Annotated in this window: 17 protein-coding genes; 9 read left to right on the top strand and 8 right to left on the bottom strand. The window is 72.4% G+C overall.

The annotated features are described in order from the left end of the window. The first annotated feature begins 121 nt into the window (after positions 1–121). Complete coding sequence (locus ACFYW8_RS09925) at positions 122–727, top strand: GNAT family N-acetyltransferase (RefSeq protein ID WP_389069935.1); 606 nt, start codon at positions 122–124, stop codon at positions 725–727. 66 nt (positions 728–793) lie between these two features. Further along, positions 794–1660 (top strand): GNAT family N-acetyltransferase, encoded by an 867-nt coding sequence (locus tag ACFYW8_RS09920; RefSeq protein ID WP_389069931.1) that lies wholly within the window; start codon positions 794–796, stop codon positions 1658–1660. 21 nt (positions 1661–1681) lie between these two features. On the opposite strand, the gene ACFYW8_RS09915 is transcribed toward ACFYW8_RS09920, so the two are convergent. Both ACFYW8_RS09915 and ACFYW8_RS09910 read right to left on the bottom strand, forming a co-directional pair. Continuing rightward, a complete protein-coding gene (locus ACFYW8_RS09915) occupies positions 1682–2338 on the bottom strand; it encodes a pyridoxal 5'-phosphate synthase (RefSeq protein ID WP_365871607.1) in 657 nt (218 codons plus the stop codon). Between the two features lie 200 nt (positions 2339–2538). Continuing rightward, complete coding sequence (locus tag ACFYW8_RS09910) at positions 2539–3732, bottom strand: acetyl-CoA acetyltransferase (protein ID WP_389069925.1); 1194 nt, start codon at positions 3730–3732, stop codon at positions 2539–2541. Between the two features lie 220 nt (positions 3733–3952). On the opposite strand from ACFYW8_RS09910, the gene ACFYW8_RS09905 reads away from it, so the two are divergent. Beyond that, positions 3953–5140: an acyl-CoA dehydrogenase family protein gene (locus ACFYW8_RS09905; RefSeq protein ID WP_389069921.1), complete on the top strand. Its 1188-nt coding sequence runs from the start codon at positions 3953–3955 to the stop codon at positions 5138–5140. Between the two features lie 224 nt (positions 5141–5364). Next, entirely contained in the window at positions 5365–6003 is a 639-nt protein-coding gene (locus tag ACFYW8_RS09900; protein WP_389069917.1) for a nitroreductase/quinone reductase family protein, read from the top strand. 209 nt (positions 6004–6212) lie between these two features. On the opposite strand, the gene ACFYW8_RS09895 is transcribed toward ACFYW8_RS09900, so the two are convergent. Further along, positions 6213–6860 carry a TetR family transcriptional regulator gene (locus ACFYW8_RS09895; protein WP_365871615.1) on the bottom strand — a complete coding sequence of 216 codons (648 nt, stop codon included), beginning with the start codon at positions 6858–6860 and terminating at the stop codon, positions 6213–6215. A gap of 790 nt (positions 6861–7650) precedes the next feature. On the opposite strand from ACFYW8_RS09895, the gene ACFYW8_RS09890 reads away from it, so the two are divergent. Next, positions 7651–8385 carry a VOC family protein gene (locus ACFYW8_RS09890; protein ID WP_389069911.1) on the top strand — a complete coding sequence of 245 codons (735 nt, stop codon included), beginning with the start codon at positions 7651–7653 and terminating at the stop codon, positions 8383–8385. Positions 8386–8767: 382 nt separating this feature from the next. Continuing rightward, positions 8768–11098 carry a PQQ-binding-like beta-propeller repeat protein gene (locus ACFYW8_RS09885; RefSeq protein WP_389069907.1) on the top strand — a complete coding sequence of 777 codons (2331 nt, stop codon included), beginning with the start codon at positions 8768–8770 and terminating at the stop codon, positions 11096–11098. Positions 11099–11371: 273 nt separating this feature from the next. Here the strand turns inward: ACFYW8_RS09885 and ACFYW8_RS09880 are convergent, their stop codons facing one another. The 3 genes from ACFYW8_RS09880 to ACFYW8_RS09870 form a co-directional block, all read right to left on the bottom strand. After that, entirely contained in the window at positions 11372–12130 is a 759-nt protein-coding gene (locus ACFYW8_RS09880; RefSeq protein ID WP_389071103.1) for an enoyl-CoA hydratase/isomerase family protein, read from the bottom strand. A 245-nt stretch (positions 12131–12375) separates the two neighbouring features. Then, positions 12376–12813 (bottom strand): Zn-ribbon domain-containing OB-fold protein, encoded by a 438-nt coding sequence (locus ACFYW8_RS09875; protein WP_389071098.1) that lies wholly within the window; start codon positions 12811–12813, stop codon positions 12376–12378. A gap of 117 nt (positions 12814–12930) precedes the next feature. Then, entirely contained in the window at positions 12931–14079 is a 1149-nt protein-coding gene (locus ACFYW8_RS09870) for a lipid-transfer protein (RefSeq protein ID WP_389069902.1), read from the bottom strand. 98 nt (positions 14080–14177) lie between these two features. On the opposite strand from ACFYW8_RS09870, the gene ACFYW8_RS09865 reads away from it, so the two are divergent. From ACFYW8_RS09865 to ACFYW8_RS09855, 3 genes are read left to right on the top strand one after another with little or no spacing between them, the layout of a single operon-like run. Continuing rightward, on the top strand, positions 14178–15818 hold the full coding sequence (locus ACFYW8_RS09865) for a fatty acid--CoA ligase family protein (protein WP_389069898.1): 1641 nt from the start codon (positions 14178–14180) through the stop codon (positions 15816–15818). Positions 15819–15837: 19 nt separating this feature from the next. After that, positions 15838–16131 carry a hypothetical protein gene (locus tag ACFYW8_RS09860; RefSeq protein WP_389069894.1) on the top strand — a complete coding sequence of 98 codons (294 nt, stop codon included), beginning with the start codon at positions 15838–15840 and terminating at the stop codon, positions 16129–16131. Continuing rightward, complete coding sequence (locus ACFYW8_RS09855; protein WP_389069890.1) at positions 16131–16526, top strand: PIN domain-containing protein; 396 nt, start codon at positions 16131–16133, stop codon at positions 16524–16526. Before ACFYW8_RS09860 ends, ACFYW8_RS09855 begins: the two co-directional genes overlap by 1 nt. A gap of 118 nt (positions 16527–16644) precedes the next feature. On the opposite strand, the gene ACFYW8_RS09850 is transcribed toward ACFYW8_RS09855, so the two are convergent. Both ACFYW8_RS09850 and ACFYW8_RS09845 read right to left on the bottom strand, forming a co-directional pair. Continuing rightward, positions 16645–16824, bottom strand: a complete 180-nt coding sequence (locus ACFYW8_RS09850) for a hypothetical protein (RefSeq protein ID WP_365871629.1) — start codon at positions 16822–16824, stop codon at positions 16645–16647. Positions 16825–17029: 205 nt separating this feature from the next. After that, positions 17030–19984 (bottom strand): BTAD domain-containing putative transcriptional regulator, encoded by a 2955-nt coding sequence (locus ACFYW8_RS09845; RefSeq protein ID WP_389069885.1) that lies wholly within the window; start codon positions 19982–19984, stop codon positions 17030–17032. Between the last annotated feature and the right edge of the window lie 60 nt (positions 19985–20044).

Below are 20044 nucleotides of genomic sequence, written 5' to 3'. Positions count from 1 at the left end.
ACCACCTCCCCGTGCGGTAGCTGACGCTGTCCGGTGCGGAAGCCGGGTTGCCGCGGGGTTCTTCCGGAGTCAGGACCGTTCAAGGAGTGACCTGTGAGCGTGAACGGGTTTGAATGGCTGGATGTCCGACGTCCATGAACAGTTCGCCGTCCATCCCTTCCCCGAGCTGGCAGGCCTCGGCCTGCGGCTGCGTCCCTGGGACCCGGAGTCCGACGCCGATGCCTCGGCATGTCTGCGCGGGTTCACCGATCCCGAGTTCCAGCGCTGGAACACCCCGCTCGGGTACGTCCGGGACATCGACTCCGCCCGTGAGGCGCTCGGGAAGCGCGTCGCCGCCGCGACGCGCGGCACCGGGGTCTCCTTCTGCATCACCGATGCCGAGAGCGGTGAGACGCTGGGCCACATCGGCGTCAACGAGATCGACCACGTGATGGGCTGCGCCCGCGTCGGCTACTGGGTCCTCCCGGAGTCCCGCGGCCGCCGGGTCGCCACCCACGCCCTCACCCTCGCGGCCCGCTACGCCTTCGTCGACCTCGCCCTGCACCGCCTCGAGCTCGGCCACGCGGTGGGCCACGAGGCGTCCTGCCGCGTCGCCGAGCGTTGTGGATTCCGGTACGAGGGAACTCTGCGCGGCGCCATGTTCGAGGCGGGCCGCCGAGACGCGTTCCGCGACATCCACCTGCACGGACGGCTGGCGACGGATCCGGAACCCGCGTCGGCCCGCTAGCGGACGAGGCCGGCGTCCGCCGAAAAATCGGAGGCACGGCGCGGTGGTCGCACGGGACCATCGGACATGACCTCCTCGGTGGCGTACGACTGGCAGCTCACCCGTGACCTCGACGCGTTTCTCGGCAGGACCGGAGACTTTCTCCGGTCGCGGCCCGCGCAGCACACCGTCGCGCTGACCGTGACGGACCGGCTGCGAAGGCGAGGGACGGGGCAGTTCGGAGAGCGCGCTCCGGTCTTCGGAGCCCTGGAGCGGGGCGGGGCCGTCCGGGCGGCCTTCTTCCGTACGCCGCCGTACCCGTTCAACCTCACGCCGCTCGACGAGCGGGGCGCGGACACGCTCGCCGCGCTGCTCGCGGACGCGGAGATCGAGGTGCCCGGTGTCACCGCCGACACGGAGACCGCGGCGGCCTTCGCGGCGGCCTGGCAGCGGCGTACCGGAGCGACGGCCGCGCCGCTGCGGAGCGAGCGGCTGTACCGGCTCGGCGACCTGACGGTGCCCGAGCCCGCGCCGCCCGGCCGGGCCAGGGTCGCGGGCGAGGCCGACCGGGAGCTGCTCGTCCGCTGGTACACGGAGTTCGCCGAGGCGATCGGCGAAGGCGCGCACCGCAACGCCGACGCCTGGGCCGACGACCGGATCTCCTACGGCGGCATCACCTTCTGGGAAACCCCGGACGGTACCCCCGTCGCCATGGCGGGCGCGACACCCCCGATCGCCGGACAGGTCCGCGTCGCCCCCGTCTACACCCCGGCCCACCTGCGCGGCCGTGGTTACGCCGGTGCCGTCACCACCGAGGTGAGCCGCGCCGCGGTCGCCGCCGGCCTCCAGGAGGTGCTGCTCTTCACCGACCTCGCCAATCCGACCAGCAACGGCCTGTACCAGCGCATCGGCTACCGCCCCGTCTCGGACTTCGCGACGTACGACTTCACGTGACCGTTACGGTGCCCCTCGGCGTCACGGCCACAGCAGCTCCGTGTCCCAGCCGATCTCCGTGCGGCGGTAGACGAGCCGGGCGTGGCGCCGGCGGGCGTCACCCTGGAAGAACTCCACCTCGTCCGGACGGAGGCGGTAGAGGGTCCAGGTGGGGGCGGGGGAGTGCGGGGCGCGCTCGGCCCGTTCCCAGGCCGCGTCCGACGCCCGGTCCAACTCCGCCCGGGAAGGCAGGACTTCGCTCTGGTGGCCCACCAGAGCGGCTGCCAGCGCCCCCGTGGACCGGGCGTGCAGGTCCTCCTGGCTCTCCTCGGACGGCGCGACGGTCACGGGACCGCGGATCCGGATCTGGCGTCCCTGCGTGGGCCAGTAGAAGCCGAGAGCGGCGTACGGTCGCGCGGCCAGCTGTCGTCCCTTGCGGCTCGTCACATGCGAGGCGAACGCCCAGCCCCGGTCGTCCGCGCCGTGCAGCATCACCGTCCGGACGTCGGGCAGCCCGTCCTCGCCGGCCGTCGCGAGCGACACCGTGTGCGGCTCGGTCTGCCCGGCCGCCACGGCATCCGCGAACCACCGGGCGAACAGGGCCAGCGGGTCAGCAGGTGCCTCCTCCGGTGCGAAGCCGGGCAGCTCCGTGTCCCACACCCGCAGCGATCTCAGCAGTTCATGAAGATCCGGTTCCATGGCTCCGAGTATCACTCGGGACGGCGCGACGCCAGCGTGCGACGCCGTCCGCCGCCGCCTTCACGCTCCCCTTCGCGCCGCCAGTGGCCCACCATCGCGCCTCCGCGGCGCCCACCCCGCGCCCACCCCCGCGCTCGTACCTCACCCGCGTACCTCACCCGCGTACCTCACCCGCGCACCTCGCCCCGCACCCCCGCACCTCACCCCCGCCCCAGCACCACCGTCCCCGACGAGCAGAACCAGCCCCCCGTCCCGGACGCCACCGCCAGTTCGGGCAGTGTGCCGTCGGGACGCCGTACCTGCCGTTGCTCGGGGACCTCGCCGCGCAGCTGCCGCACGGCCTCCACGAGCAGGAACAGGCCGCGCATCCCCGGGTGTTGGGCGGACAGCCCGCCTCCGTCGGTGTTCACCGGCAGTTCCCCGTCCACCAGCAGCCGCCCCTTCGCGGCGTCCACGAAGGCGCCGCCCTCGCCCTTGGCGCAGAAGCCGAGATCCTCCAGGGTCACGAGGGTCATGTAGGTGAAGGCGTCGTAGATCTCGGCGAAGTCGATCTCGGCCGGGCGGACTCCCGCGCGTTCGAAGGCGAGCCGGCCGCTCACCGCGGCCGGGGAGACGGTGAAGTCGGCCCACTCGGACATGGTGGTGTGGGAGACGTGCTCGCCGGTGCCGAGCACCCACACCGGGGCCGTACGGCAGTCGCGTACGTACTCCTCGGCGGCCAGCAGCACCGCCGCGCCGCCGTCGGAGCGGACGCAGCAGTGCAGTTTGGTGAAGGGGTCCGCGATCATCGGCCCCGACAGGACCTCGTCGACGGTGACCGGGGCGCGGAACATCGCCTCCGGGTTGTGGGCCGCGTTCGCCCGGGTCTGGACGGCGACCGAGGCGAGCTGTTCGAGAGTGGTGCCGTACGTGTGCATGTGGCGGCGCGCGGCCATCGCGTACTTGGCGATGAGGGTGTGGCCGTACGGGACCTCGAACTGGAGCGGGCCCCGGGCGCCGAAGGACAGGTTGCCGGTACGGCGGCCCGCCCTGATGTCGGCGCGGGCGGTGGATCCGTAGACGAGCAGGACGACGTCGGCGTGGCCCGCCGCGATGGCGTCGGCCGCGTGGGCCGCCATCACCTCCCAGGTGGAACCCCCGACGGAGGTCGAGTCGACCCACGTGGGCCGCAGTCCCAGGTATTCGGCCACTTCGACGGGTGCGAGAGTGCCGAGGCCCGCCGAGGCGAAGCCGTCGATCACCGAGCGGTGCAGGCCGGAGTCGGCCAGCGCGCGGCGCGCGGCCTGGGCGTGCAGCGCGTACGGGGTCGCCTCGTCCACACGGCCGCAGTCGGACAGGGCTGCGCCGACGACGGCGACCTTTCGACGGCCGTGGCCCGGGGTGGCGTGAGTCATAAATCTGACGGTACATCAGATAACCGTTCTGCCGGGAGGTGGTCGCACCCCTGTGCATCTGTAACCCCCCGCCCTAACATGACGGCCCGTCAGATCAGGGGGTCCGGGGATCCGATGCCTGCCAGCCCCTGCTGGCCCGCGGCCGGTCGTCCTGTTTCCCCGCCGCCCGGCCGTCTCGCTGTCCAGCCGTTCCGCTGCCCGACGAGGGAGGAGCCCGCCCATGGATGCCCATCTCACCGCGGAGCAGGAGGAAATCCGCCGTACGCTGCGGGAGTTGCTGGTGAAACGGTGCGGCCCGGAGGAACTGAGGGCCGCCGAAGCGACCCTCGCCGGTCATGACCCGGCGCTCTGGGAGGCCCTCGCGCGGCAGCTCGGGCTGCCCGGACTGGCTCTCCCGGAGGTGTACGGCGGTGTCGGCTGCTCGGTGACCGAACTCGCCCTTGCCTGCGAGGAGTCGGGCCGCGCTCTCGCCCCCTCGCCGCTGCTGGCCACCGCCGTCCTCGCGGCCCCGCTGATCCTGGCGCTCGGTACCGAGGCCCAGCGCGCGGCCCTGTTGCCGCCGCTGGCCTCGGGCACGCTGACCGGCGCCCTCGCGATACCGGGCGCGGGCCTGGCCACCGCCCTCGGACTGGTCGGCGACAATCACGGCGACTGGGCCGGTGGTGGACGTGCCGGAGGCGTCCAGGCGCGCCGGGCGGAGGGTGCGTGGAGGCTCTACGGGCAGGCGGCGCAGGTGCTCGACGGACACAGCGCCGGGCTGCTGGTGGTGGCCGCGCACACCGGCGGGTTCGCGCGGGCGCGGACGCTGCTGTTCCTGGTGAGGGCCGACGCCGACGGGCTCGTACGCGCGCGGCAGACGTCCTTGGACCCGACACGGCCACAGGCCCGGCTCGAACTACGGGATGTGCAGGCCGAGTTGCTGGGCGACGAGCAGGCCGACGTGCTAGCCGCGCTGGCCGCCGTCGGGGACACCGCCGCGGCCGTCCTCGCGGTGGAGGCGGTGGGCGCCGCCGACCGCGCACTGGAACGCACCGTCGAATACGTGCGCCGACGTGAGCAGTTCGGGCGGGCGATCGGCTCCTTCCAGGCGGTCAAGCACCGTCTCGCGGATGTGTACGTGGGCGTGCAGTCGGCGCGCTCGGCGGCGTACTACGCGGCGTGGGCCACCGGGACGGGCGGCGAACGGGTGGGCGGGCTCGCGCTGGCCCAGGCGCTGGAGTCGCTGCGCACCGCCGCCTCCGAGGGCATCCAGCTGCACGGCGGCATCGGCTTCACCTGGGAGCACGACGCCCATCTCTACTTCAAGCGCGCGTCCGGCGACGAACTGCTCTTCGGGCCCGTCCATCGGCTGCGCGCGCACGCCGCCGACGTCGCGCGTCTCTTCGACGGCGGAGAGGTGACGGTCTGATGGCGGCGGCCAGGCGTTCGCGTACGGGGAGCGGTGCAGGGACTGGTGCCGGTACGGGGGCCGGGACCGGTGCGGGGACTGGTGGCGGTACGGGGGCCGGGACCGGTGCGGGGACTGGTGGCGGTACGGGGGCCGGGACCGGTGCGGGGACTGGTGGCGGTACGGGGGCCGGCACGGGAGCCGGCGTCGGTGAGAGGGCGGGTGCGCGGACCGGAGCGAGAAGGATGCCTGGTGTGCGGCTGGTGCAGAGGGTGTCCTCCACCCGGACCTTCGCCAGAGTGGCCCCTCACCTCATCCCGGCCCTCGACCGCGCCGTTCACCGGCTCACGCGCGGCAAGGTGCTGCTCAGCGCCCAGATGCTGCCGGGGATCGTCCTCACCGCGCGCGGCGCCAAGAGCGGCGTGGAACGCCGCACCCCACTGGCCTGCATGCCGGAGGGCTACGCGTCGGGTGCGGTGCCGGGTGCCGTACCGGGCGGCGCACCGGGTGCCGGCTCGGGTGAGGAGACGGGGACGGTGACGGGCGTCGACGCCAGTCAGGGAGCGGGGACCGTGTCGGGTGAGGCGGCGGAGGCCGGCTGGATCCTCATCGGGTCCAACTTCGGCCGTACGGACCACCCCGCCTGGACCGCGAACCTGCTCGCCCACCCCGACGCCGTCGTCAACTGGAAGGGCGAGGACATTCCCGTGACCGCCAGACTCCTGACGGGGGAGGAACGGGCCGCTGTCTGGAGGACGGCGCTGGCGTTCTGGCCGCCGTACGCCACCTACCAGGCCCGGGTGGACCGGGAGATACGGCTCTTCAGGATCGTGCGCCGACCGGTGCCCGCCGACACCGCGGAATCCGAGGCCCGGCCCGGTTGAACGAACGGTCGGGCCCAGTTGAAGGAACGGTCCGACCCGGCTGAAGAAACGGCCCGGCGGCCTCTAAGCACCAGGAGACGAGGACGACCCGGTTCCGGGCGGCCGGTCCTCCGCGCCGTACAGCGCAGCGGGCGGCAGTCCACCGGAAGGTTCCTCCGGAATGAACTGCCGCCCGCATGACAGGAACTGGGGCGTTCAGGTGCGGGAATCTACTTCGTGGGCTTCTTCCCGGTCACGCCCAGATACACCAACAGCGCGAGGTTCGGCTTGAGTTCGGCCTGCTTGACGCCCCAGCTCTGGAAGCCCTTCTGGTGCGAGGCGACCGCGGCGAGCATGGCGACGAGGGATCCGGCCATCGCGGCCGGGTTCACGTCCTTGTCGACCTTGCCTTTGGCCTGGAGCTCGGTGACCGAGTCCGTAAGGGAGTTGTTCACGGAGTTCAGGATCTTCATGCGGATCTTGTAGAACCGCTTGTCGCCCTCGGCGGCGCCGAGATCGACGACTCGAAGGATCGCGTCGTTCCTCCGCCAGAACTCCAGGAAGCCGTCGACGAGTTCCTGCGCGGTCTGCCAGCCGGCCTTGCCGACCCAGGAACGCCCTTCGAGCAACTGGGTCAAGCCCGCGCCCTCGGTGGCCATTTGCTCGGCAATCTCCAGGACGGCGCCTTCGACGTCCGGGAAGTACTGATAGAAGGTGGCCGGTGAAGTGCCTGCCTTCCGGGCGACGTCAATGACTTTGACATCCCGGTAGGGCGAGGAGCTGAGCATCTCGCTGAGGCAGTCGAGCAGCTTCTGCCGGGTCGCCTGCCCACGCCGTCCGGCCACGCGGCCGTCGACGGTACGCACTTGTCCTGTCATGCCGTCAGCTTACCGAGGGGTGATCGGAGCGCGATTCGGCCGACTGCAAATGGGGTGCGGCCGTACACCGCGGGGGTTCGGCGGGGCTTCAACGGGGGGTTCACCAGGGACTCCGAGGGGTTCTCCGCGATTCCCGGAGGGTGCGGGCGAACCCACGCGAAACCCCGGCGACGGTTCGCGCGTTCCGGTGCGGACGCCGATGGACGCCGATGGACGCCGATGGACGCCGATGGACGCCGATGGACGCCGCCGGTGGGCGCCGGTGGGCGCCGACGGACGCCAACCGTCCGCCCGTGGACGGGTCGGGCCTTCTCGCGCGAAGCCCACGGTGGCGCGCAAAAGCCCTCCGCGGATGGCCCCGGTGGTGCGCAGAGGGCTTCCACGGATGGCCCCGGTGGCGCGCCGTCTCCCGTGCCGATGCCCCGCGATCGGTTCGCGGGCTCCTGTGCGGACCTCCTGCGACCGGTTCGAGTGTTCTCGGGCGGTACCCGGGCGGTACCCGGGTCTCCCGGCCGGCGCCCGGGGAAAGCCGCCCGCTTCCCCGAGCGGCCCCGGAAGGGCGCTCGCCTTCCTGCCCGGCCTCCCGGGGAAGCGGGCTCGCCTTTCTGCCCGTCCCCGGGAAGGCGCGCTCGTGTTCCCGCCCGTCCCCGGGAAGGCTGCCCGTGCCCCCGCCAGGGCTCCCCGGAAATGGCGCACATGTTCCCGGGCGGGCCCCTGAGCAGGGGCGGGGCGTCACCGGAGCAGGTGCGCACGCTCTGCGGGATGCGGAAAGGGCCGTTAGCTTGGCCGCATGGCCGAATCCGCCGTTGTCGCCGAGTTCTCCGAGGGCGTGCCCTGCTGGGTCGACGCACAGCTCCCCGACGTCGAGGCGGGCAAGCGCTTCTACGGCGAGCTCTTCGGCTGGACGTTCCCCGAGGAGTCCGGCCGGGCGGGCTGGGCGGGGTTGGACGGCGAGCCGGTCGCGGCGCTGACGCCCAAGAGCGACGGGCGGATGCCCACCGTGTGGACGGTGTACTTCGCGACGCCGGACGCCGCGGCGCTCACCCGGCGCATCGCGGAGGCGGGCGGCCAGATCATCACCGCTCCCACCAAGGCCGGAGCGTCGGGCGGGCTGGGCACGGCCGCCCTCGCCACCGACCCGGAGGGTGCCGTCTTCGGCCTGTGGCAGCCCGGCTCCCACGCGGGCTTCGCCAAGCACCATGAGCGGCGCACGTTCTGCTGGGCAGAGCTGTACGCGCGCGACACCGCGACAGTCGACCGCTTCTACGGCGCCCTGTTCCACGACGCGCTGTTCGGGCCCGACGCGACCCCCGATTTCGGCCGCGTGCCCGTATCGGGTGTCTTTCCGGCCGAGATGCCTCCCCATTTCCTCGTCCACTTCGGAGTCGAGGACTGCGAGGAAACACTCGGGACGGTGAACCGGCTCGGCGGCCGTGTCCAGGTGACACCCTTCGACACGTCGTACGGGCGGGTGGCCGTCGTCACGGACAATCAGGGTGCGTCGTTCGCGGTACTTGAACGCTGAAGGTGCTTCGGCCGGCCTTGACGCCGCTTCAGCGGTGACGATGATTCGACGTTGAAGCTACTTCGACGGCGCAGATCGAAACGCTTCTGCGCTCTGGGGCGCAGCACTTCGAAGTGAGGGACAGCACTTCCGGGGTGCGAGGCGGGGTACTTCTGGGGTGAGGAGCGCATTTCGGCCCTGAACCGTCGCGGCCCGGCGGCCGTACTTCTGCCGGGGCGGTTGTTTTGTCACGAGACACCCCGATCCGCCCCCGGGTTCGCAACAGGCGGCTCGGCCAGGAAGAATCGGGGTGCGTGCCGCCATGGCGGTGCGGTGGTGAGACGCTGCACTGGGCCGCGTTCATACGTGGATGACGCGACCCGTACGGGGAGGTGGCAGGCAAGTGGTGGATCAGCTGACGCAGCACGATCCGCGCCGGATCGGGCCGTTCGAGGTGCTCGGACGGCTGGGTGCCGGCGGCATGGGGCTGGTCTATCTCGCGCGCTCGGCTTCCGGCCGACGCGTGGCGATCAAGACGGTCAGGACGGAGCTCGCCGAGGACCAGTTGTTCCGGGTCCGCTTCTCGCGTGAGGTCGAGGCGGCCCGCGCCGTGTCGGGCTTCTACACGGCGGCCGTGGTCGACGCCGACGCCCGCGCCGCGGTGCCGTGGCTGGCCACCGCCTACGTGCCCGCGCCCTCGCTCGAAGAAATAGTGAATGAGTGCGGGCCGCTCCCGGCCCAGGCCGTGCGCTGGCTGGCGGCGGGCGTCGCGGAGGCGCTGCAGTCCATCCACGGCGCGGGACTCGTCCACCGCGACCTGAAGCCCTCGAACGTCCTCGTGGTCGAGGACGGGCCGCGCGTGATCGACTTCGGTATCGCGTCCGGTGTCTCGAACACCCGCCTGACCATGACCAATGTCGCCGTCGGCACCCCCGCCTACATGTCGCCCGAGCAGGCGAAGGACTCGCGCAGCGTCACCGGCGCGAGCGACGTCTTCTCGCTCGGCTCGATGCTCGTCTTCGCCGCCACCGGACACGCCCCCTTCCACGGCGCCAACCCCGTGGAGACGGTCTTCATGCTGCTCCGCGAGGGCCCGGACCTCGAAGGCCTGCCCGATGAGCTGCGCCCGCTCATCGAGTCCTGCATGCAGATGGACGCCACGGCCCGCCCCAACCCCGCCGACCTCCAGGCCCAGCTCGCACCCCACCTCTTCGGCTCCGGATCCGACGACAGCGGTACGGCGTCGGCGTGGCTGCCCGAGCGGGCGGTGGGCCTGATCGAGACGCGCCGCGGCGGCCGTCCGCCGGTCAAGCCGCCGGCCGGGGGGAGCGGACGCAGTGGCGGGGGGCGCGCGGTGGTGCCTCCGCCTCCTTCGCACGCCCCGGTGCCCGTGGGGGCACCCGACACCGGCCCCGTGCGCCTCGCGGGTGCCCCGGTGCCCATCGGCCCCGGCCCGCGGGTTCTGGACGCCCGCGCGGCGGCCGTGAAGGCGCCGCCCCCGGAGGCCGGGCTCGCGGCGTCCTGGTCCCGGCCGCGCATCGGCGTGAACGGCGCCGAACCGGCGCCCGTGCCCACCGTGGCGCCCCCGGTGCCCGATTCGTCGACCGGCTGGCGCCCCTGGCGTTTCCGTATGTCGAACGACGTCTGGGGCACTCCCTCGGTCGCCGACGACCTCGTCTACGTCACCTCCTTCGAAGTCCACGCCCTCGACGTCGCGACCGGCCGCCGCCGTTTCAAGACCCGTGACGTGGCGTGGTCGATGGCCGTGGCGGACGGCCGTATCCACGCGTCCGACGGGCCGACGCTGTTCGCGCTCGAAGCCAGGCAGGGCGCGGATCTCTGGCGCCTGTCCACCGACGCCTGGGTCTACTCCCTTCAGGCCGACCGCGGAACGGTCGTCACCGGCACACGCGGTGGCGGCATCCAGGCCTGGGAGGCCTCGAACGGCCAGAAGCTCTGGGAGATCAGCGGCGGCCAGACGGACTTCGAGTCCCCGGAGGCCGGTCCGGCCATCCACGACGGCACGGTGTACGTCTGGAAGGACGCGCGGCTGTGCGCGCTGGAGGCCCGTACGGGAGAGGAACGCTGGTCGTACCCGATCGGCGACGCGGCCTCCTGCGGCGGCGTACCGGTCCGCATGACCCACGCGCCGGACGGCTACGTCTACATCTCCGCCGGTACCCGCGTCCTCGCCATCGACGTGGCCGGCGGTCATGTCCGCTGGCACTTCGAGGCCCCGGCCGTCTTCCTCTGCCCGCCGACCTTCGCTCCGGGTCCGGCGGTGACGGGGGGCGGCGTCTACCTCGCCGACTACCTCGGCACGGTGTACGCCCTCGACGCGACCGACGGCCGCGACCGCTGGCGCATCGCCACCGAGTCCCGCGCCTCGACCGAGCCGGTCCTCGTCGCCGCCGGACACGTCCATGTGGGCAGCGGCAAGGGCCTGTACACCCTGGACGCCGTCACCGGCACCCCGAAGTGGCGCTTCCAGGCCGGGGGCGACCTGGTCGGCGCCCCGGCGGTGGCCGAGGGCCGTATCCACTTCGGCTCCACGGACCATCTCCTGTACACCCTGAAGGCCGACGACGGGCGCCTGCGCTGGAAGCTGGCCACCGGCGGCGAGATCACCGGGGCGCCCGTGGTCAAGGACGGTGTCGTGTACGCGTGCAGCAAGGACCGCTGCGTGTACGCGCTGGACGCGGAGAAGGGCACCGGGACGGCCCGCACGACGTGAGACGGCTCGGCCCGGGACCTCTGCGACGGCCGCCGTACCGGGCACGGAAGGATCTTCGGACGGCGGCCGTCGTTCGCGCGCGCGGCCTGCGGAAGCCGCGCCGGCTGCCGACGCTACGCCCGGCGTGACCAACCCGCCACACGGAGCGACGGTCTGTCCGTGGAAGGGGCTGGTCCGTTCGAGGGTCAGTTCGGTTCCGGGGCCTTCTCTCCCGATCGGACGTCCGGTTCCGGGACTCGTGCGGTCCGCCGACCGCCCTCCGTCCGGCGATTCCTAGCGCAGCTTGAACCCCGGCCGCCGCGCCCGGAACAGTCCCGCCTGCCGCTCGACCGGCAGGTTGCCGAGGGAGACGAGGTGCGGGGCGTGCGCGAGGGCCGCCGCACGGGTCGCCTCCTGTGCCAGCCACAGCGCCCGTACGGTCCCCTGGACGGCGTCGGCCGGGTAGGACGCGATGACCGCCGCGCAGTCGACGGCCGCCGCCAACGCCCGTCCCGGCGAGGTGAGTTCGGACACCAGCCCCACCTCGTACGCCCGCCGCGCGGAGATCCGTTCGGCGGTTCCCATCAGCGCCATCCGTGCCACCTCCCCGAACGGCATCCGCTGCGCGAGGTAGACGGACTCGTAGGCGCTGACCATCCCGTACGTCGTGTGCGGGTCGAAGAAGGTCGCATCCTCGTCGGCCACGACGAACTCCGACTCGCCCAGCAGGTAGAAGGCGCCGCCGCAGGCGATCCCGTTCACGGCGGCGATCACCGGCTTCCACAGGTCGTTCGCTTTCGGGCCGATCGCCGCGAGCGGATCGTCCACCATGTAGGGGGAGTTGGGCTGCGGCACCTCGACGCCCCGGTCGATCCCGGTGCAGAAGGCCCGCCGTCCGGCACCGGTGACGACGAGCGCCCGTACGGTGTCGTCGAACCGGAACTCGCGCCAGGCGGCCACGAGTTCGGCGGCGGTCCCGAGGTCGATGGCGTTGAGCCGGTCGGGCCGGTCGAGCGTGAGGACGGCTACACCGGCGTCCTTGTCGACGCTCACCGCGAGCCCGCCACCCCCTGCCCCGCTTCCCGCCTCGCCCGTACGTCCCGCGCCCTCGCCCGTATGTCCCGCGCCCTCGCCCGTACGGCCTTCGCCCGCACCCGTACGTCCCGCGCCCGCATCCGTACGGCCCTCATCCGGGCCTTGCCCACCAGCCTGTGCCACGCTCCCGTCCACACCCCTGCTCCCGTCCACACCCCCGCTCGCGTCCCTGCCCTCATCCCGGTCCGTGCCCTCGTCCGCGCTCACGCCCGCTCCAGGACCCAGCGCGGGACGGTGACGCCGTTCACCTCGGTGAAGACCGCCTGCACCCGGGCGCCGATCCGAATCCGCTCCGGCGGAACGGAGTCGAGAGGCGCGTCCGGCCCGCTCACCAGATTCCCGACCAGCCGAATCCGTGGCGCGTCGGCGAGCTCCACCACGATCGCGTTGTACGGGGCCTGTGCCGCGTAGGCGGGAAGGAGCGGCGGGTGCGGGACGACGTACGACCAGATCCGGCCCCGCCCGCTCATCCTTCTCCACTCGTTCGCGAAGGAGTGGCAGTGCGGGCAGCAGGGGCGGGGCGGGAAGCGGAGTTCGCCGCAGTCGGCGCAGGCCTGGACTCGCAGTTCACCCAGGGCGGTGAACCGCCAGAAGGGCGCGCCGTCGTCGTCGAGGACGGGAGACAGAAGGGACTCGTTCATCTCGTTCGGCCCGGTACTCCCGGTGCTCACGGCACTCCCGGCACTCCCGGCACTCCCGGCGCTCACGGCGGTCTCGGCGCTCACGGCGGTCTCGGTCGTCTCAGTCATCTCGGCTCCTCAGCTCCTCAGCAGGAGTGCGGAGGTGGGGACCCCTTCCCCCGCTGTGACCAGGCAGGTCGCCGCCCCCGGTACCTGTGCCGTACTCGTGCCCCGCAACTGCTTCACGCCCTCGTTGATGAGGTTGAAGCCGTGCACATAGGCCTCGCTGAGCCCGCCGCCCCCGGTGTTGACGGGAAGCCGTCCGCCGATCTCCAGCGCGCCGCCCTCCGTGAAGGCCGCGCCCTCGCCCCGCCCGCAGAAGCCGTATCCCTCCAGCGAGAGGGGGATGAGGGGCGTGAACGCGTCGTAGATCTGCGCCACGTCCACGTCCTCCGGCGTGAAATCGGCGTGTTTCCACAGGTGCCGGGCGGCGGTCCAGGCGGGTCCGGTGAGCGGGTCGTCGTTCCAGTAGTTGACCATGCCGTGGTGCTGGGCGGGCAGGCCCTGGGCGGCGGAGTGGACGTACACGGGACGCTGCCGGCAGTCGCGGGCCCGCTCGGCGGAGACGATCACGCACGCCAGCGCGCCGTCCGTCTCCAGGCAGTTGTCGAAGAGGCACAGGGGCTCGCTGATCCAGCGGGAGGTCATGTACATCTCGCGGGTCAGCGGGCGTTCGTACATCATCGCGGCCGGATTCTGGTTGGCGCGGTTGCGGCAGGCCAGCGCCACGTTGAAGAGATGGTCGCGGGTCGCCCCGTACTCGTGCATGTACCGGCGGGCGAGCATCCCGATCTCGTCGGCGGGCCGCAGCAGCCCGAAGGGCCGGGTCCACTGTGCCGGGGTGGGGAGTTGGACGGCCGTGTTCTTCCAGGGGCGTGGCCCGCTGCCCCGTTTGCGCGAGCGCCAGGCCACGCCCACCGTCGCCTGACCGGTGGTGACGGCGGCGGCGAGATGCGCGACGGTGGCGCAGGAACCGCCGCCTCCGTAACCGGCCTTGCTGAAGAAGGTGAGGTCACCGAGCCCGACGGCCTTGGCGACCTCCACCTCGTCCGTCTCCTCCATGGTGTAGGAGGCGAGAGCGTCGACCTCGGCGGGCGCGATGCCCGCGTCGTCGAGGGCGGCGAGGATCGCGCGGCAGGCCAAGGCCTTCTCGGACTCGGGGAGTCGCTTGGCGAAGGGGGTCTGTCCGATTCCGACGACGGCTGTGGCGTCCTTGATCCCTGGCATGGGTGACCTCCGCACACGGTCCCGGCTGCTGACAGGCCGTCAGGCTACAGCTAATCTGACGGTCAGTCAGCTAGTGGTGCTCGGGCGGGAGGTGCGCGATGCGCGGTGACCTGGAGTGGGGCGACGTCCCCGGGCTGGTGCGTTCGGCGGCTACCCGTTTCGCGGACCGTGAGGCGGTCGTCGAGGGCCGGACACGCATCTCCTACGAGGAGTTGGGCGCCCGCGTGGAGCGTGCGGCGGCGGCCTGCATGGCGAGCGGGGTACGCGTCGGCGACCGCGTGGCCATCTGGGCCCCGAACACCCTCGACTGGATCGTCTCCGCCCTCGGCGCGGTGTCCGCGGGCGCGGTCCTCGTTCCCCTCAACACCCGCTTCAAGGGCGCCGAGGCGGCGTACGTACTGGCCAGAAGCCGGGCCAGGCTGCTGTTCGTGACGGGAACGTTCCTCGGCACGTCGTACGTGGCATCGCTGCGCCGGGCGGCGGGGGAGCCCCCGGGAGCAGGCGTCGGCGCCGGTACCGCCGCCGGCACCGCCGTCGGAACCGGCCCGCTCCCCGGCCTCCCGCACCTGGAACGGGTGGTGGTCCTCGCGGACGACGCCCCCGCCGACTTCCGCACCTGGAAGGACTTCCTGGCGGACGGGGAGGGCGTGGGACGGGACGACGTACGCCGTCGGGGCGCGGCCGTGTCCGGTGCCTCCGCCTCGGACATCATCTTCACCTCGGGCACCACGGGCCGCCCGAAGGGGGCCCTGATCACCCACGCGCAGACGCTGCGCGGCTACGGGATCTGGAGCGACCTCGCCGGTCTGCGCGAGGGCGACCGCTATCTGATCGTGAACCCCTTCTTCCACACCTTCGGCTACAAGGCCGGGATCATCGCCTGTCTGATGCGCGGGGCGACGATGATCCCGCAGCCGGTGTTCGACGTGGACACGGTGCTCGCGAACGTGGCCGCCGAACGCGTCTCCGTCCTCCCCGGCCCGCCCACCCTCCACCAGTCCCTCCTCGACCACCCCTCCCGCGACGCCTACGACCTCTCCGCGCTGCGGCTGGTGGTGACAGGTGCCGCGGTGGTCCCGCTGCGCCTCGTCGAGCGGCTGCGCACGGAACTCGGCGTGGACACGGTCCTGACGGCGTACGGGCTCTCCGAGGCGAGCGGCATCGTCACGATGTGCCGCCGGGAGGACCCTCCGGCGGTGATCGCCTCGACCTCCGGCCGGGCGATCCCGGACACCGAGGTACGGGTGGTGGACTCCGCGGGAACCACGGCGGCCCCCGGCTCTCCCGGCGAGGTCCTGGTCCGCGGCTTCAACGTGATGAGCGGCTACTTCGAGGACCCCGAGGCCACGGCGGCGGTCCTGTCCGAGGAGGGCTGGCTGCGCACCGGCGACGTGGGCGTCCTCGACGCCGAGGGCAACCTCCGCATCACCGACCGCATCAAGGACATGTTCATCGTCGGCGGCTTCAACGCCTACCCCGCGGAGATCGAGCAGCTCCTCGGCCTGCACCCCGACGTCGCCGACGTGGCGGTCGTCGGCGTACCGGACAGCCGGCTGGGCGAGGTGGGCAAGGCCTACGTCGTCCGCCGCCCGCACTCGGTCCTCACGGCCGACGACCTCATCGCCTGGTCCCGCCGCGAGATGGCGAACTACAAGGTCCCGAGGACGGTGGAGTTCGTACGGGAACTGCCGCGCAACGCGAGCGGGAAGGTGGTGAAGGGGGAGCTGCGGGCGCGGTGAAGTTGGTATGGCAATTGGTATGGCAACCAAGAAGTACACCGTCACGCTGCCGGAGGAGCTCGCCGAGGAGATCCGGAGCGAGGTGGGGCCGGGGGGCTTCAGCGCGTATGTCAGTCAGGCCATAGAGCGCCAGCGGGAGCGGGAGCGGGACCGGCTCGGGGAGCTGGTGGTTTGGATGCAGGAGGAGGGCGAGCCCCTCGCGGAGGAGGAGCTGGCGGCGGCCGAGGCCGAGCGGCGCGAGCTCGACCGCTGCTTCACCGAGCGTGATGCCGCGTCCGGCGCGGGCGGAGCCGGCCTGCCGGTGGCGGGTTGATGAGCACCGACATCTATGTGCTGGACGGCGAGGCCCTGTCCCGGGCGGCGCTGCGCGAACGGCGGATGACCGCCCGGCTCGCGGACGCCCACCGGGCCGGAATCGGTGTCGTGACCAGTTCCATGACCCTGATCGAGGCCTACGACGGCCAGGTGAAGCGGTCGGCCTGGTCCTGGGCGATGTCCCGTATCGTCGTCGAACCCGTGACGCGGGAGATCGCCGAAGCCGCGATCGCGCTGCTGGCGGAGAGCGGACTGCACGGCCACAAGTACGCCGTCGACGCGGCCCTGGTGGCCGTCGCCGAGCGGCAGCGCGGCAACGTGGTCCTCTACACGTCGGACGAGGACGGCCTGAAGAAGCTGTGCGGGCCCAGGGTGGCGGTCCGGGGGCTGTAGGCCGGCGTCCCGCCGCCGCACCACCTCCGGCACACCAGGTGCGTACCGCCCCCGGACACACGGCGACCGCGGCGGCTCCCCCTCCGCGCCGCCGCGGCCGATCCCCGTCGTGATGTGGTCAGTTGGCAGGTTCCGTCGTGGCGTGCTGGTCCAGCGGCTTGATCGCACCGCCGGTCGCGTGCTGGTCCAGCGCGATGAGCTCCTCGTCCGTGGCGTGCTGGTCCAGCACGACGGCCTCCTCGCCGGTGGCGTGCTGGTCCTGCGGCTTGACGACAGGGTCCTTGTTCGTGTCGCTCATAGCGGTCAACTCCCCATTCTCGTTCCAGGCAAGAGGCTTGGAGCCCGCCCGGCAACTCCCCCGATGGACGCCGGACGGCTCCCGATCAGCCGCTCAGACTAGCCTCACGGCCTTGTCGTCGATCCGCCTGCCCCCAATGCGACGGGACGACAGGAGTGAGCATGTCGGGTGGCGATAAACGTTCGATGAACGAGCTGAGGCTCCGTCAAACGGTGGTCGGGGTCAGCAGGCCGCGCACCTCGTCCGCCTCGGGAGAACCCAGCTCCTCGTGGATCCCCAGAGCCTCTCTCCAGCAGACCTGGGCGCGCCCGGTCTGCCCGATCCCACTGAGCGCGCGGCCGAGGACCGTGAGCACCAGTCCGCGCCGCCACTCCCCGCCGATACCCCGCAGCACGGTGAGTGCCATCTCCGCGTTCGCCGCGGCCTGGGCCGGGCGCCGGGCGGCGAGATCGACCTCGGCGAGCCGGAAGAGGGTCATGCCCTCCCAGAGCCGCTGGCGGCTGTCCCGGAAGGTCTCCAGGGCCTCTACGAGGCTCTCGGCCGCCGAGCCGAGGTCGCCGCTGCTGGTGAGCGCCAGGCCCAGGGCGTAGCGCCCGTTCGCGCCCCGGAGCGCGTTCCCCGTGGAGTCGTAGATGTCGATGCCCTGCCGTGCGAGGGTGACCGCGCTGTCTATCCGCCCCACCGCCAGGTGGATGCGGGACAGGTTGCACAGCGCGCTGGCCTCACCCGGCCGGTTCTTGTTGCTGCGGAAGTTCTCGATGGCCGAGTTCAGGTGCTGCTCGCCGTCGGCGTGCCTGCCCTGGTAAATGGCGACGATGCCCCGGGTGTTCGGGGCCCAGCACCTCGCGACCGGGTCGTCCGCCTCCTGCGCCATGCGAGTGGCTTCGACGGCGGCCGCGTCGGCCTGGTCGAATCGTCCCGCCACCATGTGAACGTCGGTGAGCGTCGTCAGCGCACGTCCTGCGGCTCGGGCGTCCCCGAGGGCGCGGGCACGTTCGAGCGCGGCGTTCGCGGCGACCTCGTACTCGCGCGAGTTCGCTCCCGACTCTGCGAGGTCCTTGGCCGCCCAGAGAAGGTCGACGGCCCTGCGGAGCCGGCTGTCCGACACGGACTGGCGGACGCACGAGAGGAGGGCGTTCGCCTCGGCGTACAGCCAGTCGTGCGCCGGGTGCCTGTCGTCGAACGACAGCCCCGGAAACTCGGTCGGCTCCAGATGGTCCACCAGCCGGTCCCCGGGCCGTTCGATCGCGTACACCCCGGCCGCCGTGCTCAGGTAGAAGTCCAGCAGCCGCGACAGGGCCGCGGCCCGCTCGCTGGGGGGCTGTTCGTCACGTTCGGCGCAGGAGCGCGCGTAGAGGCGTACGAGGTCGTGGTAGCGGTAGCGGCCGGGGGCCGCCGACTCCAGCAGGGAGGTGTCGACGAGGGACTCCAGGAGGTCCTCGGTGGCCTCGGCCGGGAGGTCGAGCACCGCCGCCGCGGCCGCGAGCGAGATGTCCGGGCCGTCGGCGAGGCCCAGCAGGCGGAAGGCGCGGGCCTGGGCCGGTTCCAGCTGGCCGTAGCCGAGTTCGAAGGTGGCCTTGACGGCCAGGTCGCCGGCCTGGAGCTCGTCCAGCCTGCGGCGCTCGTCGCCGAGCTTCGCCGCGAGCACCGACACCGTCCAGGTGCGGCGGGCGGCGAGCCGGGACGCCGCGATACGGATGGCCAGGGGCAGGAAGCCGCACGCCGCGACCACGTCGAGGGCGGCCTCCCGCTCGGAGGCGACCCGCTCCTGGCCCACGATCTTCGTGAAGAGCTGCAGTGCCTCCTCGGGCGACATCACGTCGAGGTCCACCAGATGGGCGCCCGCCAGGTCGACCATCCGTATGCGCGAGGTCACCAGGGCGGCGCAGCCCTCGGTGCCGGGCAGCAGCGGTCGCACCTGGGCGGCGTCGCGGGCGTTGTCCAGCAGGACGAGCACGCGGCGGCCGTCGAGGACGGAGCGGTAGAGGGCCGAGCGTTCCTCAAGCGAGTCCGGGATCGCCGAGTCCGCCGTTCCGAGGGCCCGCAGGAAGGCGCCGAGGACCGTCTCCGGCTCGGCCGCCCGCGATCCGGCGCCCTGGAGGTCGACGTACAACTGCCCGTCGGGGAAGGCCCCGCGGGACTGGTGGGCGACGTGCACCGCGAGCGTGGTCTTGCCCACGCCTCCGATGCCCGCCAGTGCCGAGACGGCCATGACCCTGCCGTCCTCGGAGGATGCCGAGGCGAGGACGTCGCTGAGTTCCTGCACGAAGGACATCCGGCCGGTGAAGTCCGTGACGGTCGCCGGGAGCTGAGCCGGGCGGACGAGGACGGCGGCGGGCTCCGCCTTCGGGGCGGAGGGCTCCGCGAGGCCCGGGTCCGCCTGGAGTATGCGCTGCTGTAGTTCCTTCAGACCCTGCCGCGGGTCCACGCCCAGCTCGTCGGCGAGCAGCCGCCGGGTGTCCGCGTACACGGCGAGGGCCTCGGCCTGGCGGCCGGAGCGGTACAGCGCCAGCATCAGGAGTTCACGCAGGCGTTCGCGCAGCGGGTGCGCCGCGGTGAGTGCCGTCAGTTCGGAGATCGCCTCCGCGTGGTAACCCTGCTCCAGATCCATGTCGAGCCGGGATTCGAGGAGTTGCAGGCGCCATTCCTCCAGGCGGGCCCGCTGCGTCTCGGCGTAGGGGCCCGGGATGCTCGCGAGCGGTTCGCCGTCCCACAGGGCGAGGGCGTCCCGGAGCAGGTCGCGGGCGCGTGACAGGTCACCCGAGCCGCGCGCCTTCTCGGCGTCGGCGGCGAGCTCCTGCGCGCGTACGTGGTCGAGCGCCCCTTCGCGCAGGGAGCGGATCGCGTAGCCGCCGGACTCGCTCACCAGGACCTCGGCGCCGAGCGTCTTGCGCAGGCGGGAGGCGTACGTCCGCAGGGCGGCCAGTGCCTGGGAGGGGGGCTCGTCGCCCCACAGGGCGTCGATGAGCTCGGATGCCGTGGCCGTACGCCCGTCGCGCAGCAGCAGCGCGGCCAGCAGGGCGCGTTGCTGCGGGGACCCGGCCGGCAGCGGGTCTTCCCCGAGCCAGGCGCGCACCGGGCCGAGCACGCTGAAGCGCAACGCCGCGGGCTCCTCGGAGCCCGGGTGCCACTGCTTCGGTACTCGCGGCACACCGTCCATCGCTGTCCCCCTGCCGAACTGTCAGTACAACGAGGCCAGTTTGCCTTGTTCATGGCGGAT

Origin of the sequence: Streptomyces sp. NPDC002742 (genome assembly GCF_042888885.1) — a bacterium.
In the GTDB taxonomy this organism is placed as follows: domain Bacteria; phylum Actinomycetota; class Actinomycetes; order Streptomycetales; family Streptomycetaceae; genus Streptomyces.
The sequence above is the reverse complement of the archived record's forward strand: the minus strand, read 5'-3'. Positions and strand labels throughout refer to the sequence as shown.

Bases quoted from the DNA above. Each gene is read 5' to 3' on its own strand.
- ACFYW8_RS09920 (WP_389069931.1), top strand. From the start codon at position 794: ATGACCTCCTCGGTGGCGTACGACTGGCAGCTCACCCGTGACCTCGAC.
- ACFYW8_RS09845 (WP_389069885.1), bottom strand. From the start codon at position 19,984: ATGGACGGTGTGCCGCGAGTACCGAAGCAGTGGCACCCGGGCTCCGAG.
- ACFYW8_RS09860 (WP_389069894.1), top strand. From the start codon at position 15,838: ATGGCAACCAAGAAGTACACCGTCACGCTGCCGGAGGAGCTCGCCGAG.
- ACFYW8_RS09905 (WP_389069921.1), top strand. From the start codon at position 3,953: ATGGATGCCCATCTCACCGCGGAGCAGGAGGAAATCCGCCGTACGCTG.
- ACFYW8_RS09865 (WP_389069898.1), top strand. From the start codon at position 14,178: ATGCGCGGTGACCTGGAGTGGGGCGACGTCCCCGGGCTGGTGCGTTCG.
- ACFYW8_RS09870 (WP_389069902.1), bottom strand. From the start codon at position 14,079: ATGCCAGGGATCAAGGACGCCACAGCCGTCGTCGGAATCGGACAGACC.
- ACFYW8_RS09855 (WP_389069890.1), top strand. From the start codon at position 16,131: ATGAGCACCGACATCTATGTGCTGGACGGCGAGGCCCTGTCCCGGGCG.
- ACFYW8_RS09895 (WP_365871615.1), bottom strand. From the start codon at position 6,860: ATGACAGGACAAGTGCGTACCGTCGACGGCCGCGTGGCCGGACGGCGT.
- ACFYW8_RS09875 (WP_389071098.1), bottom strand. From the start codon at position 12,813: ATGAACGAGTCCCTTCTGTCTCCCGTCCTCGACGACGACGGCGCGCCC.
- ACFYW8_RS09850 (WP_365871629.1), bottom strand. From the start codon at position 16,824: ATGAGCGACACGAACAAGGACCCTGTCGTCAAGCCGCAGGACCAGCAC.
- ACFYW8_RS09925 (WP_389069935.1), top strand. From the start codon at position 122: ATGTCCGACGTCCATGAACAGTTCGCCGTCCATCCCTTCCCCGAGCTG.
- ACFYW8_RS09915 (WP_365871607.1), bottom strand. From the start codon at position 2,338: ATGGAACCGGATCTTCATGAACTGCTGAGATCGCTGCGGGTGTGGGAC.
- ACFYW8_RS09900 (WP_389069917.1), top strand. From the start codon at position 5,365: ATGCCTGGTGTGCGGCTGGTGCAGAGGGTGTCCTCCACCCGGACCTTC.
- ACFYW8_RS09910 (WP_389069925.1), bottom strand. From the start codon at position 3,732: ATGACTCACGCCACCCCGGGCCACGGCCGTCGAAAGGTCGCCGTCGTC.
- ACFYW8_RS09890 (WP_389069911.1), top strand. From the start codon at position 7,651: ATGGCCGAATCCGCCGTTGTCGCCGAGTTCTCCGAGGGCGTGCCCTGC.